Annotated in this window: 14 protein-coding genes; 6 read left to right on the forward strand and 8 right to left on the reverse strand. The window is 68.9% G+C overall.

Features of this window, described 5'->3' with window-relative positions; translation table 11 throughout:
• Positions 1 to 139 precede the first annotated feature (139 nt).
• Together Q9R22_RS01165 and Q9R22_RS01170 are read right to left on the reverse strand one after the other, a co-directional pair.
• On the reverse strand, positions 140 to 1,399 hold the full coding sequence (locus Q9R22_RS01165) for an amidohydrolase (protein ID WP_165489808.1): 1,260 nt from the start codon (positions 1,397 to 1,399) through the stop codon (positions 140 to 142).
• A gap of 58 nt (positions 1,400 to 1,457) precedes the next feature.
• Positions 1,458 to 2,573, reverse strand: coding sequence for a mannose-1-phosphate guanylyltransferase (locus tag Q9R22_RS01170; protein WP_131333321.1), 1,116 nt, complete (start codon positions 2,571 to 2,573; stop codon positions 1,458 to 1,460).
• A gap of 540 nt (positions 2,574 to 3,113) precedes the next feature.
• On the opposite strand from Q9R22_RS01170, the gene sdhC reads away from it, so the two are divergent.
• From sdhC to Q9R22_RS01190, 4 genes are all read left to right on the forward strand, one after another.
• A complete protein-coding gene (gene sdhC, locus Q9R22_RS01175; RefSeq protein WP_082943437.1) occupies positions 3,114 to 3,491 on the forward strand; it encodes a succinate dehydrogenase, cytochrome b556 subunit in 378 nt (125 codons plus the stop codon).
• A gap of 4 nt (positions 3,492 to 3,495) precedes the next feature.
• A complete protein-coding gene (locus Q9R22_RS01180) occupies positions 3,496 to 3,981 on the forward strand; it encodes a succinate dehydrogenase hydrophobic membrane anchor subunit (protein ID WP_035963740.1) in 486 nt (161 codons plus the stop codon).
• Between the two features lie 106 nt (positions 3,982 to 4,087).
• Positions 4,088 to 5,839 carry a succinate dehydrogenase flavoprotein subunit gene (sdhA, locus tag Q9R22_RS01185; RefSeq protein WP_064847180.1) on the forward strand — a complete coding sequence of 584 codons (1,752 nt, stop codon included), beginning with the start codon at positions 4,088 to 4,090 and terminating at the stop codon, positions 5,837 to 5,839.
• The gene (locus Q9R22_RS01190; protein ID WP_064847181.1) at positions 5,839 to 6,621 is read left to right on the forward strand and encodes a succinate dehydrogenase iron-sulfur subunit; all 783 of its coding nucleotides are present in this window, start codon (positions 5,839 to 5,841) and stop codon (positions 6,619 to 6,621) included. Before sdhA ends, Q9R22_RS01190 begins: the two co-directional genes overlap by 1 nt.
• Positions 6,622 to 6,694: 73 nt before the next feature.
• Here the strand turns inward: Q9R22_RS01190 and Q9R22_RS01195 are convergent, their stop codons facing one another.
• From Q9R22_RS01195 to Q9R22_RS01215, 5 genes are all read right to left on the reverse strand, one after another.
• The gene (locus tag Q9R22_RS01195; RefSeq protein ID WP_131333322.1) at positions 6,695 to 7,888 is read right to left on the reverse strand and encodes a YihY/virulence factor BrkB family protein; all 1,194 of its coding nucleotides are present in this window, start codon (positions 7,886 to 7,888) and stop codon (positions 6,695 to 6,697) included.
• A complete protein-coding gene (locus tag Q9R22_RS01200) occupies positions 7,875 to 8,447 on the reverse strand; it encodes a 2'-5' RNA ligase family protein (RefSeq protein WP_242670466.1) in 573 nt (190 codons plus the stop codon). Before Q9R22_RS01200 ends, Q9R22_RS01195 begins: the two co-directional genes overlap by 14 nt.
• Positions 8,448 to 8,533: 86 nt before the next feature.
• Complete coding sequence (gene trpS, locus Q9R22_RS01205) at positions 8,534 to 9,571, reverse strand: tryptophan--tRNA ligase (protein WP_231885637.1); 1,038 nt, start codon at positions 9,569 to 9,571, stop codon at positions 8,534 to 8,536.
• A gap of 79 nt (positions 9,572 to 9,650) precedes the next feature.
• On the reverse strand, positions 9,651 to 10,490 hold the full coding sequence (locus Q9R22_RS01210) for an exodeoxyribonuclease III (RefSeq protein ID WP_064847184.1): 840 nt from the start codon (positions 10,488 to 10,490) through the stop codon (positions 9,651 to 9,653).
• Between the two features lie 35 nt (positions 10,491 to 10,525).
• The gene (locus tag Q9R22_RS01215) at positions 10,526 to 11,059 is read right to left on the reverse strand and encodes a hypothetical protein (protein WP_131333323.1); all 534 of its coding nucleotides are present in this window, start codon (positions 11,057 to 11,059) and stop codon (positions 10,526 to 10,528) included.
• A gap of 120 nt (positions 11,060 to 11,179) precedes the next feature.
• Between Q9R22_RS01215 and Q9R22_RS01220 the strand changes: the two genes are divergently transcribed.
• Together Q9R22_RS01220 and Q9R22_RS01225 are read left to right on the forward strand one after the other, a co-directional pair.
• Positions 11,180 to 11,545, forward strand: coding sequence for an MFS transporter (locus Q9R22_RS01220; RefSeq protein ID WP_311253947.1), 366 nt, complete (start codon positions 11,180 to 11,182; stop codon positions 11,543 to 11,545).
• Positions 11,524 to 12,636: an MFS transporter gene (locus Q9R22_RS01225; RefSeq protein ID WP_311253948.1), complete on the forward strand. Its 1,113-nt coding sequence runs from the start codon at positions 11,524 to 11,526 to the stop codon at positions 12,634 to 12,636. The genes Q9R22_RS01220 and Q9R22_RS01225 overlap by 22 nt, the downstream gene beginning before the upstream one ends.
• Positions 12,637 to 12,791: 155 nt before the next feature.
• On the opposite strand, the gene Q9R22_RS01230 is transcribed toward Q9R22_RS01225, so the two are convergent.
• Complete coding sequence (locus tag Q9R22_RS01230; protein ID WP_131333324.1) at positions 12,792 to 13,679, reverse strand: bifunctional methylenetetrahydrofolate dehydrogenase/methenyltetrahydrofolate cyclohydrolase; 888 nt, start codon at positions 13,677 to 13,679, stop codon at positions 12,792 to 12,794.
• Position 13,680 lies beyond the last annotated feature (1 nt).

The raw sequence follows: 13,680 nt of genomic DNA on the forward strand, positions 1-13,680 counted from the left end.
GATGTGGGTCGTGACCCGGGAACACAGTGCACGGGTCACCGGCCCGTGCCCCCGGGCGGTGACCCGTGCAGTGAGACGGGTCATAGGTCAGCTCAGTGTAGCCCCGGAAGTACCCAGCAGTACGCTCACCGCGGGCGTGTCAGGGCTGCGGGGCGTGCGGCGTCGTCGTGGCGCCCGCGAGCTCGCGCACGCGCAAGCGGATGGCGCGCAACGCCGTGGAGGCCATGACCTGCACGCCGCAGCCGATCGCCTCCTCCTGAGGGGCGTAGTCGGACTGGTGCAGGTCGTAGGTTCGGCCGCCGGGAGCCCGGGTCCCCAGGCGCATCATGGCGCCGGGGACGTGCTGCAGGAACCATGCGAAGTCCTCCCCGCCCATGGACTGCTCCACCAGCAGGATGCTCTCCTCCCCCAGCTCCGCTCGCGCGGCGATCTCCAGCAGGGTGGTCTCGGTCTCGCCGTTGACCACCGGCGGCACACCCCGGATGTGCTCGAGGTCCACGTTCACGCCGTACGGTGCGGCCACCTGCTCCACGACCTCGTCCAGCATGTCCCCGGCGCGCGACCACGCGTCCGCGTCCAGGCAGCGCATGGTCCCGGACATGAAACCGGACATGGGGATCGCGTTGGGTGCCACACCTGCGTGGATCTGACCCCACACCACAGCCACCCCGGAGCGCACGTCCACGCGGCGGGAGAGCACCGCGGGCACGTTGATCGCGATCTGGCTCATCGCGTAGACCAGGTCCTCGGTCAGGTGCGGGCGGGACGTGTGCCCGCCGCGTCCGGACAGCTCGATCCGGATGGTGTCCGACGCCGAGGTGATCGCCCCGATGCGCGTGCCTACCTGGCCCACGTCCACCTTGGGTTCGCAGTGCAGGGCGAACATCCGCGGCACGCCGGCCAGCACGTCCTCCTTGATGATGGTCAGGGCGCCGCCGGGCAGTTTCTCCTCGGCCGGCTGGAAGACCACGCGCACGGTGCCCGCGAACGGGGACGAACGGTGCACGTCGGCGAGCACGCGGGCCACCCCGAGCATGACCGTGGTGTGGATGTCGTGACCGCACGCATGCATCACGCCCTCGTTGACGGACGCGTAGTCCAGGCCCGTGTCCTCGAGGATGGGCAGGGCGTCGATGTCCGCGCGCAGGCCCACCATCACGGGTCCGCGACCCACGTCCACGTAGCACCCGGTGCGTTCGAAGCGCACGGGGTGCAACCCGGCGGCCTCGAGGGCGTGCACGATCCGGTCCGTGGTGCGGTACTCCTCGTAGGACAGTTCCGGGTGCTTGTGGATGTCCCGGCGGAAGCGCACGAGGTCCGGGAGGTAGTGCGAGAGCAGGGGGCCGATGGCCGGGGGCAGTCCGATGTCGTCGGCGGACGGCAGAGGCAGATCCAACATGTGTGTCACAGTACCGCCGTGACCCCGCGCGGTGATTCAGCGCGGGCGGCGGCGGGGCTCACAGGACGTCCGTGTCGCCGTTGCGCTTGAGGGAGTCCACCGCGTTCTTGACCCGTTGCGCGTGCTCGGCCGTGGTGACCAGCAAGGCATCCGGGGTGTCCACGACCACGATGTCCGCCACGCCGATTAGCGCGATCAACCGCCCCGTGTCGGACACGACGATCCCGGAGGACTCGTCCGTGAGCACACGGTTGTTCTGGCCCAGGATGGACACTGGCGCGTCCGTGCGCGGGTCCACCTTGTTGAGCCGGTTGATCGCCGCGAAGTCCCCCACGTCCTCCCACGTGAAGTCCCCGGGGACCATGGCCACGTCCCCGGCCGCGGCGGCGGGTTCGGCCACAGCGTAGTCGATCGCGGTCTTGGTCAGGGTGGGCCACACCTCGTCCACGACGGCGTTCCGCTCGGGGGTCTCCCACGCGTCCGCGATTCGGTCCAGGCCCCGCGCGAGCTCGGGTTCGCTGCGGCGCAGGTAGGAGAGCATGAGACCCACGGGCGCCACGAACATGCCCGCGTTCCACGTGTACTTCCCGCTGGCCACGTAAGCGCGCGCGGTCTCCTCGTCCGGCTTCTCCACGAACTGCTCCACGGCGAGCGCGTGGGGTGCCTGATCGAGTCCCAGGGACTGCCCCGCCTTGATGTAGCCGAAGCCCGTGGCGGGCGACGACGGCGTGATCCCGATCGTGACGATGCGTCCGGTGTCCGCCGCCCGCACCGCTTCCTTGACGACCTCCTGGAACGCCGAGGCGGGCTCCACCACGTGGTCCGCCGCGAACGAACCGATGATCGCGGTGGGGTCGCGGCGCTCGATGAGCGTGCACGCGAGGCCGATCGCCGCCGCGGAGTCCTTGGGGGACGGCTCGAGCACGAGGTCGTCCGCCGTGAGCTCGGGCAGCTGTTCCTGCACCGCCCCGGCGTGGGAGCGTCCGGTCACGACCATGACCGGGCCGGCGGACAGGCCCGCGAGTCGGTCGAAGGTGGCCCGCAGCAGGGACGAGCCGGAGCCCGTGAGGTCCAGCAGGAACTTGGGGGCATCCGCACGGGACAGCGGCCACAGCCGTGAACCCACCCCGCCCGCGGGGATGAACGGATGGAAACGTTGCAATGGCGGAGTCACGACGGTCAGTGTACGGCCCCCTCCCCCGGCGGCCCTGGATGCGTCACCCGTGACATCCCGGGGTACGGGCCGCACACGGGCCGGGTGTGCCCACGCACGACGCGGCCGGCCGGCCCACGGGGACTTCCCGTGAGCCTTCGCGGGCCCGACCCCGCACCCGGGCGAGAGGGTCCCTCGAAGGCCCCGTGAGACGTCGCCGGCGGACCCTACGCACGGAGGTCGTGGGGCCGCTCGGGCGCGTATCACGGGCCGCTTGGGGGCCGCTTGACGGCCGCTCGCGGGGCGTTCGGACGGCGCACGGCCGGAGCCGATTCAGACACAGAACAATGCGCTAATTCCGCGCTATTCCGGGGGGCACACTTGCAGACACGTTGTCAGGAAATGTGCGGGGGGCTGGTATCTTTGACGAGAACTACCGCATCATCCATGACAGAGCCAGCCAGGGCTCCGCCATCGCCGTGCACTCGCGCGAGAACGCTGCCTTCTTCTTCGACCATTCTTCGGTGCGCACGACGACGAGCGACACAGGGAGGACATTCCGTGGCGAACTCAACCAGGGGCACCCTTTACCGCGGCCAGTACGGCATGTGGTCTTGGGTCGCCCACCGTATTACCGGCGTGGCCATCTTCTTCTTCTTGCTGGTCCACGTCCTCGACACCGCTCTCGTGCGTGTATCCCCCGAGGCGTATAACGCAGTGATGGCGACCTACAAGAACCCCGTGATGGGTCTCGGCGAGGCCGGCCTCGTGGCCGCGATCGTCTACCACGCCTTCAACGGCCTGCGCATCATCCTGATCGACTTCTGGAAGGGCGGGACCAAGAACCAGAAGGGTCTGCTCTGGGGCGTCATCGCCCTCTGGGTCATCGTGATGATCCCGTTCCTCATCCGTCACCTCTCAGTCGTTTTCGGGGGTTAATTCCGTGAGCACTCCTCTCAAGACCAAGATCAGCGTCCCCCGCAGCCGGGACCTTCAGGTAGACGGCGTGAAGTACAACCGCGCCGGTTCGTCCCGCAGCAGCTTCGAGATGATCGCATGGCTGTTCATGCGCATGTCGGGCGTGGTGCTGCTCGTGCTCGTGTTCGGTCACCTCTACGTCAACCTCATGGTGGGAGACGGCGTGCACGCGATCGACTTCGGATTCGTGGGCGGCAAGTGGGCCAACCCGTTCTGGCAGGTCTGGGACCTGGTCATGCTGTGGCTGGCCATGCTCCACGGCACCAACGGTATCCGCACCATCATCGACGACTACGCCGATCGCAACACCACCCGCTTCTGGCTCAAGGTGCTGCTCTTCGTGGCCTCGGGCTTCGTGATCCTGCTGGGCACCATGGTGATCTTCACCTTCGAGCCGTGCCCCGCCGGTGCGGACCCCGCGCTGCTGGCGTCCTTCTGCCCCGGAGCGTGATCGCGGCCACGGCGGAGCCCCCGGCTCCGCCGTCGTGCGTCGTCCCGGCCCGAGCGGCCGGGACCCGATACTTCTCCCACTCACCCACATAGAAAGAACATCTGGTATGCAGGTTCACAAGTACGATGTGGTAATCGTCGGCGCCGGCGGCGCCGGCATGCGTGCCGCCATTGAATCCGGCCAGCGCGCCCGCACTGCCGTACTGACCAAGCTCTACCCCACGCGTTCCCACACCGGTGCGGCCCAGGGCGGCATGTGCGCCGCCCTCGCCAACGTCGAGGAGGACAACTGGGAGTGGCACACGTTCGACACCGTCAAGGGTGGCGACTACCTGGTGGACCAGGACGCCGCGGAGGTCATGGCCAAGGAGGCCATCGACGCGGTACTGGACCTGGAGCACATGGGACTGCCCTTCAACCGCACCCCCGAGGGCAAGATCGACCAGCGTCGCTTCGGTGGGCACACCCGCGACCACGGTAAGAACCCCGTCCGCCGCGCATGCTATGCCGCGGACCGTACCGGTCACATGATCCTGCAGACCCTCTACCAGACGTGCATCAAGCACAACGTGGAGTTCTACAACGAGTACTACGTCCTGGACCTGATCATGGTGGACACCCCGGAGGGCCGCCGCCCCGCCGGTGTGGTCTCCTACGATCTCGCGACCGGCGAGCTGCACGTGTTCCAGTGCAAGTCCGTGATCTTCGCCTCCGGTGGCGCGGGCAAGGTCTTCAAGACCACGTCCAATGCCCACACCCTCACGGGCGACGGCATGGCGATCGCGTTCCGCAACGGCCTGCCCCTCGAGGACATGGAGTTCGTGCAGTTCCACCCCACGGGCCTGGCGGGCCTGGGCATCCTGGTCTCGGAGGCCGCCCGTGGTGAGGGTGGCATCCTGCGTAACTCCGAGGGTGAGCGTTTCATGGAGCGCTACGCCCCCACCATCAAGGACCTGGCCCCCCGTGACATCGTGGCCCGTTCCATGGCCAACGAGGTCCGTGAGGGCCGCGGTTGCGGCCCCAACAAGGACTACGTCCTGCTGGACCTGACCCACCTGGAGCCGGCGCACATCGACGCCAAGCTCCCGGACATCACCGAGTTCGCCCGCACCTACCTGGGTGTGGAGCCCTACACTGAGCCGGTGCCCGTGTTCCCCACCGCGCACTACTGCATGGGTGGCATCCCCACCGACATCAAGGGCGAGGTCTTCCAGGACTCCGAGAACACGGTTCCCGGTCTCTACGCCGCCGGTGAGGTCGCGTGCGTGTCCGTGCACGGCTCCAACCGTCTGGGCACCAACTCGCTGCTCGACATCAACGTGTTCGGCAAGCGCTCCGGAATCTACGCCGCGGAATACGCGCGGGACGCCGAGTTCCTGCCGATCCCCGACAACGCCACCGAGCGCACCGAGGCGCTGCTCAACAACGCGCGCAGCCCGCACGGTGACGAGAAGGTCGCGGCCATCCGCAAGGACCTGCAGGACACCATGGACGCCAACATGCAGGTGTTCCGCACGGCCGAGACCATCCAGACGGCCCTGGACGACATCGCCGCTCTGGAGGAGCGCTACTCCCACATCTCCATCCAGGACCAGGGCAAGCGGTTCAACCTGGACCTGCTGGAGGCCGTGGAGCTGGGTTTCCTGCTGCAGCTGGCCAAGGTGATGTCCGTGGCCGCCCTGCACCGCGAGGAGTCCCGCGGTGGTCACTTCCGCGAGGACTTCCCCAACCGAGACGATGAGAACTTCATGGTCCACTCCATGGTGTACGAGGACCCGTCGTCCCCCACCGCGGGAATCCGGCAGGAGACCAAGCCGGTGATCATGACCCGCTACGAGCCGATGGAGCGTAAGTACTGATGTCCACTGCAGCCACCGAGAACCAGACCCAGGACGCTCAGAAGCCCGGCGACAAGGGCGAGGAGTCGATCCCCACGTACGACGTGGTGCTCAAGGTCCGCCGCTATGATCCCGAGTTCAGCTCCGAGGCGCACTGGGACGAGTGGAACCTAACCATGTACGGCACCGACCGCGTGCTGGACGCCCTGCACAAGGTCAAGTGGGAGCTGGACGGTTCCCTGTCCTTCCGCCGCTCGTGCGCGCACGGCGTGTGCGGCTCGGACGCCATGCGCATCAACGGCCGCAACCGGCTCGCGTGCAAGACCCTTCTCAAGGACCTGGACCTGTCCAAGCCCATCCTCGTGGAGCCCATCAAGGGCCTCCCGTGCGAGAAGGACCTGATCGTGGACATGGAACCGTTCTTCCAGTCCTACCGCGAGATCATGCCGTTCCTGGTGAACGAGGACCACACCCCCACCGGAGAACGCTTCCAGTCCCAGGAGGACCGCGCGCGCTTCGACGACACCACCAAGTGCATCCTCTGCGCCGCGTGCACGTCCTCGTGCCCGGTGTTTTGGACGGACGGGCAGTACTTCGGCCCGGCCGCGATCGTGAACGCGCACCGGTTCATCTTCGACTCGCGTGACCAGGCCGGTGACATGCGCCTGGAGATCCTCAACGATAAGGAAGGCGTGTGGCGCTGCCGCACCACCTTCAACTGCACCGAGGCGTGCCCCCGCGGCATCCAGGTGACCAAGGCCATCGCCGAGGTCAAGAAGGCGGTCTTCGCCTCCGCCTTGTGACCCCTCGTGGCACAACCGCGGCGCGGCCCCGGGATCCCTCGTGGATCCCGGGGCCGCGGTCTTTCCCGGGCTTTCAGCTCTCCGACGACGACGCCGCGGGGCCACTACCTGCCGCGGGGCTGCTGCCCGCCGCCGGCCTGTCGAAGCGGACGGGAGTTGCGTGTCCGAGGCCCCGAGCGGCATCGGGCAGGGAGGTCGCCGCCACGACCGTGACGGCCCGGTCCTCGCGCTCCGGCTGGGCGCGGGCCCCTCGGATGTCCGCCTGCACGAGCGCGCCCACGGCGGCCGCGAGCAACAGAACCTGCCCGTAGAGGTTGAACCACAGCAGTACACCCACGAGCACCGCGAACGAGAGCAGATAGGGGTTGTCCGCGCTGCGGGCGATGATTTCGCTGCCGCCGTAGCGCAGCACCTGCGAGCCCAGGGCACCCGTGACGATGGTGGCCAGCAGGGCCTTGCGATGCAGTTTGAGCTGGGCGACCCCGCTCACCAGAGCCAGACTCATCAGGATGTCCACGAGCAGACCCACGCCGAGCGTGACCGCGGACTTGGCCCCGCCGTCCAACCACGGCTGCAGGCGCGTGAGACCGAGCTGACCGAGCCACCCCAGCATCCCGTCCACGGCGCCGGACGCGAAGACGCTCACGGTCGCGGAGGCGAGCAGCAGGATCCCGATCACCACGAGCCACGCGAGATCGCGCGGTACGGCCGCCACGGGCACCCCGGGGGCGGGCGGCAGTTCGAACATCCGCCGCGTGGCCAGCCGGATCCCGGCCACCCAGCGCCACGCGGTGAACAACAGCACCGCGAGCGCCACGGTGGAGGCCACGGTGAAGGGCCCCGTGTTCTCGAGCAGGCTCAGCGGGATGACTCCCCCGTTACCGTCCCCCACGTCCAGGAGTCCGGGGATGTTCTGCACCAGGCCCGCCACGAGCGTCTGCTGCAGCGGCGAGTCGGTTCCCAGGAACGTGGCGAGTGCTGCGAAGCAGATCACCAGCAGGGACGAGGACGCGAAGAGCAATTGGTACGCGAGCCCGGCGGACATGAGCGGCCCGCCGTGGAACATGTAGTGCGCTACCACGCGCACGGGGAACACCGACATGAACCGCGCGAAGAACCACGCACCCAGGGCGCCGGCCCGCCTGCCCAGGGGTGCCCCCTCGGCGGCGAGCTGTCGGCGTACTTCGCGCAGGCGCCGGTGTTCCGCGAGCAGTCCAGTGCGGTCCGTGAGGGCGGGGACCACCGGGGGCGGGTCAGTGTGCGTCACGGTCGTCCGTGCCGGCCCCGCCGAAGGGGATGCGGTCCCTCACGTGCCACGCACCGTGTTCGTCCCCCTCGTAGAGGTCGATGTGGTCCACCAGGAAGGACGCGTGGTACGTGCGCAGCACGTCCTGGGCGCGGTCCAGCCCCTCCTCCGTGGTGCCGTGGGCCAGCGTCACGTGGGGGTGGAAGTCGAAGGGGGACGCGGACTCCAGGTGGTTCTCGCTCAGATCGCAGTGCAACTGCACGCATTGGTCGTGACCGCCCTCGATGCGCAGATAGACCACCGGGGTCACGGGTCGGAACGTCCCCGTGCCGCGGATCTCCACGTGGAACGGTTGCCAGCGATCGGCAACCTCCCGGATGTGGGACACGAGGTCCGCCCAGTCCTCCACGCGCTCGGCGATCATGAGTGTGATGTGCGCGGGGACCGTGCCCGCTTGCGCGTCCCCGAAGGACGAACGCCAGTCCTGCAACTCCTGGCCCATGGGTTCGGGCAACCGGATGACCACACCCGCGTACACCCGGCCCGGGCGCACGGTGGGGGAAGGATGTCCCTCGCTCACACGATCCTCCTCAGGTCGGCCCCGTCCAGACTATCCCACGGCGCCTGGCGCCACACGGCGTGCCGCACGGGGCCCCGCCCGGCGGCTCACGCGCCGGGGAGGAAGCCCATCCGCTCGTAGACGTCCGTGACCGTGCGGGCCGCGATCTCCCGGGCCTTGTGCGCGCCCCGGGCCAGCAGCCGGTCCAGCTCGGCGGGATCGTCGAGCAGTTCCTGGGCGCGCTTCTGGATGGGGTCCAGGGTCTGGGTGACCACCTCGGCCAGGTCCACCTTGAGGTGGCCGTACATCTTGCCCTCGTACTCGGCCACGAGGGTGTCCACCGGGGTGCCCGTGAGGGACGAGTAGATGGTCAGCAGGTTCGAGATCCCCGGCTTGGCCTGGCGGTCGAAGCGCACTTCGGTGCCGTCGTCCGTCACAGCGGACTTGATCTTCTTGGCGTTGGATTTCGCGGGATCCAGGAGGCGGATGAGCCCGGCATCCGACGGCGCGGACTTGGACATCTTGGCCGTGGGGTTCGCGAGGTCGTAGACCTTCGCGGAGTTCTCGAGAATCTTGGCGTCCGGGACCACGAACGTCTCACCGAACCGGGAGTTGAACCGCTGCGCGAGGTTGCGGGTCAGCTCGAGGTGCTGGCGCTGGTCCTCCCCCACCGGGACCTGGTTCGCCTGGTACACCAGGATGTCCGCGGCCATCAGCACGGGGTAGGTGAACAACCCCACCGTGGTGTTCTCCGCCCCCTGCTTGAGGGACTTGTCCTTGAACTGGGTCATCCGCGCGGCCTCCCCGTAACCGGTGATGCAGTTGAGCACCCATGACAACTGCGTGTGCTCCGGCACCTGGGACTGGATGAGCAGCGTGGAGCGCTCGGGGTCGATGCCCGCGGCGATGTACTGCGCGGCCGTGACCCGGGTGCGCTCGGACATCGTGGCCGGGTCCTGGCCCGCGGTGATCGAGTGCAGGTCCGCCACGAAGAACACGCAGTCGTTGTCGTCCTGCATGTCCACCCAGTTGCGCAGCGCTCCCACGTAGTTGCCCAGGTGCAGGGAGTCCGCGGAGGGCTGCACGCCCGACACCACGCGGGGTGTGGGGTTCGGGGCGGTGTTCTGTTCGGTCACGGTCGACATCTTCTTTCGGTTCTCGGTCATGGGAGGCGGGGAGGTGCGGTGCGGGCAGCGGCGTCGTCGTCCGCCGGCGCACGGGACCTCACGAGAGGCGGTAGTCCACCACGAGCGGAGCGTGGTCGGAGAAGCGCGTGTCGTACGCGGCGGCCCGGTCCACGACGGCACTCCGGGCGGCCGCGGCGAGCCCGGGGGTGGCCATGTGGTAGTCGATGCGCCACCCGGCGTCCGTGTCGAACGCCTTGCCGCGGTAGGACCACCACGTGTAAGGCCCGGGGACGTCCCCGGCGAGGCTGCGGGCCACGTCCACGTAGCCCACGTCCCCGAAGAACTTGTCGAAGTACGCCCGTTCCTGCGGCAGGAAGCCCGCGTTCTTGACGTTGCCCTTCCAGTTCTTGATGTCCCGCTCGGTGTGACCCACGTTGAGGTCACCCACCACGAGGGCATGATCGCCGCGCTCGGCCAGTTGCGGCATGCGGGTGAGCATCGCGTCCAGGAAGCGGTACTTGTCGTCCTGGCGGGGTGTGTCCACCTCGCCGGAGTGGACGTACGCGGAAACCAGGGTCAGTGTGGTGCCGTCCGGCAGGCGGACGTCGTTCTCGATCCAGCGCCCGGAGTCGTCGAAGTACTCGTCCCCGATGCCCACGCGGGACTCGGTGGGGAGCAGGGCGCCGTCGAACGCATCGCGGCGCGTAGCAATCGCGACGCCCGCGCGGCCCTTGGCGGCGGCCTCGGTGTGCCGCACGTCCCACACGTCCTCGTCGAGCAGCTCGCGCGTGATCTTGTCCGGCGCGCGCACCTCCTGCAGGCACAACAGGTCGACGCCGCGCGGGGCGAGCCAGTCCGCCATCCCGCGCCGGTACGCCGCTCGGATGCCGTTCACGTTCACCGTGGCAATGCGCACCGTCTGCTGGGAATCCGCCATGTGCCTGTGTCTCCTCGCTCGTTACGGGGTGGTTCTCAGTCCACCACCGTACCGCTCACGGGCTTCGAGGAGTCCTTGAGGCTGCGCAGCCCGTTGGCCGCGGTCATGTCGATGGTCTCCAGGGCCCGCTGGATCTGCTCAGGATCGGGCTCGGCGCCGGAGAGCTGTTCCTTCACGACCTTGGACTGCACCAGGATCACCTGCATGCCGTGGGCGAGCTTCTCGTCCCGCAGGGACTGACCCGCGCCGGCGGACGCCGAGGCGGCGGGAGCGCGGCCGTGCTGGGCCTGGAACTGCTCCTGCGCCTGGCGCACCTGCTCACGGCCGTACGCCGCGGCCTTGCGTACCATGCTCAGCGCCCACACCGCGAGCATGAGCCAGCCCAGGGCGATCCCCGCGAGGATCCAGCCGAGCAGGGAGTTGGAGTTGGCGGCCTGGATCAGGGCCACCGCGAAGATCACGGCCAGGACGGCCAGCCCGATCACCGTCCCCCACAGGGCGGTGCGTCCGGTGCGGGGAGCGTCCGGGGAGTCGGTGGCGCGGGTGTGTGCTGATCCGATCGGCTGCATGAGCCCATTGTCTCAAACCGCGCGGGGCGCACCGAATCGGGCGGGTCCCCGGGGACCCGACCCGCCGGCGTCGCCCGAGCCCCTTGGCACAACCGGGCCCCGAGGGGGTATCAAGAGAGGGTGAGCACATCTTCCGCGGGCTCTCCGCGCTCCCCCGGGGACGACTCCCCCGCCCTGGACCCCGCCGAACGACGCCGCATCCTGTGTGTCCTGCTCGCTCCCCTGTTCATGTCCCTGATCAGCGTCTCGATCGTGAACGTGGCCCTGAGTTCCATCCAGCAGGAGCTGGGGGCGAGTTCCTCGGCACTCCAGTGGGTGCTCACCGGGTACGCGCTCGCGTTCGGGGTGCTGCTCGGGGCCAGCGGCCGCGCGGGGGACGTGTTCGGCCGCCGGAAGCTGTTCATCGCGGGGATCGCGGTCTTCGCGGGGCCTCTCTGGTGTGCGGTCTCGCGCCCAACACCACGGTGCTCAACATCGACCGGGTGATCCAGGGCCTCGGATCCGGGATACTCAACCCCCAGACGGTGGGCATGATCCAGGAGTACTTCCAGGGTCGGGAGCGCGCCAAGGCGTTCGGGCTGTTCGGTTCCGTGGTGGGGGTGGCCGTGGCGATCGGGCCCACCCTGGGCGGTCTGCTCATCCAGGTCCTGGGTCCGGACGCCGGGTGGCGCTCCACGTTCCTGCTCAACGTGCCGATCGCCGCGCTTGCGATCGTCCTGGCGTTCATGTGGCTCCCCCGCCGCAGCAGACGGCCCGGGAAGGTGGACATGGATCCCCTGGGTGTGGTGGTGTTCGGGATCACTGTGCTCGCGCTGCTGTTGCCGTTCGTCGAATCCCAGTGGGGCCCGTGGATCTGGCTCTCCCTGCCCGCGGGCGTGCTGCTGGTCTACGGCTGGGTGCGCTGGGAGAAGCGGTACAAGCGCGCCGGGAGGGCACCCATGGTGGACCTCGAGCTGTTCCGCACCGCGAGCTTCAGTTACGGCGCGCTGCTGATCTCGGTCTACTTCCTGGGGGTCACGAGCATCTGGATCGTGGTGGCCCTCTACGCCCAGCAGGGCCTGGGCCGCACCGCCCTCGAGGCGGGGACGCTCGGACTGCCAGCCTCCATCCTCTCCGCCCTGATCGCGCCGCTGTCCGGGCGTGCGGTGCTGCGCTGGGGTCGCAGCGTGGTGCTCGCGGGCATGAGCCTCGCACTGCTCGGGATCGTGCTGTCCGTGCTCGTGGCGTACGGGATGTCCCACTGGGGTTGGCACATCGCCCTGTTCTACGTATCGCTCGCATTCATCGGCGCGGGTCAGGGCGCGGTCATGGCACCCAACCAGACGTTGAGTTTCGCGGACGTGCCCCTGCGCTTCGCGGGTGCCGCCGGCGGTGTCCTGCAGACCGGCCAGCGTATGGGCACCGCGATCGGCACCGCCCTGATCACGGCGGTGGCCTTCGGTGTGCTCGCCCGCGCCGACTGGGATGCCGCGTTCACGGCGAGCTTCGCGGTGATCACTGTGATCGTGCTGATCGCCATGGGGATCGGGATCGCGGACATGCGCCGACGCACCCCCGAGGAGCCATCCCGGGGCTGAGCCCCGCGCACCTCGTTCCCGGCACGTGTTCGGACCGCGGACTCCCGGGCTTGACGGCCGCCCGCGTGCCGCACGACCCCGGGGACGACGACGCCGCGCGGCCGGCTCGAACGAACGAGACGGCCGCGCGGCGTCGTGACCGGAAGGCTACGGGATCAGGCCGACTCGACGGCCCGTTCGCAGGACGCCACCACGTTGACGAGCAACATGGCCCGGGTCATGGGACCCACGCCCCCGGGGTTGGGCGACAGCCACGAGGCGCGCTCGGCGGCGGCCGGGTCGATGTCCCCCGTGAGCTTCTTCTTGCCGGTCTCCGTGTCCTCGACCCGGGAGACACCCACGTCGAGCAGGACGGCACCCTGCTTGATCTGGTCCGCCCCGATCATGTGCGGGCGCCCCGCCGCGGCCACCACGACGTCCGCTTGCGCGAGCAGCTCGGGCAGGTTGCGGGTGCCCGTGTGGGCCAGGGTCACGGTCGCGTTGATCTCCCGGCGGGTCAGCAACAGACCGATGGGCCGACCCACGGTCACACCGCGGCCGATCACCAGCACGTGGCGCCCCGCGAGGTCCACCCCGTGACGTGTGAGCAGCTCCACGATCCCGTGCGGCGTGCACGGCAGCGGGGACGTGATGGGCTCGTTGACGTTGAGCACCAGCCGCCCCAGGTTCGTGGGGTGCAACCCGTCGGCGTCCTTCGCGGGATCGATGCGCTCGAGCACGGCGTTGGTGTCCATGTGCGGCGGCAGGGGCAACTGCACGATGTACCCCGTGCACCGGGGATCGTCGTTGAGCTCGTCGATGACGCGCTCGAGCTCCTCCTGGGACGCGTCCGCGGGCAGTTCCTTACGGATCGAGGCGATCCCCACCTGCTCGCAGTCGCGGTGCTTGCCCGCCACGTACGAGTGCGAGGCGGGATCGTCGCCCACGATCACGGTCCCGAGACCGGGCACCACGTCCCGCTCGCGCAGTGCGGTCACGCGCTCGGTCAGTTCTTCCTTGATCCGGGCCGCGGTCGCCTTGCCGTCGAGGACCTGGGCCGTCATC

This window comes from Kocuria sp. PD6 (assembly GCF_031844145.1).
Lineage (GTDB): Bacteria > Actinomycetota > Actinomycetes > Actinomycetales > Micrococcaceae > Kocuria > Kocuria marina.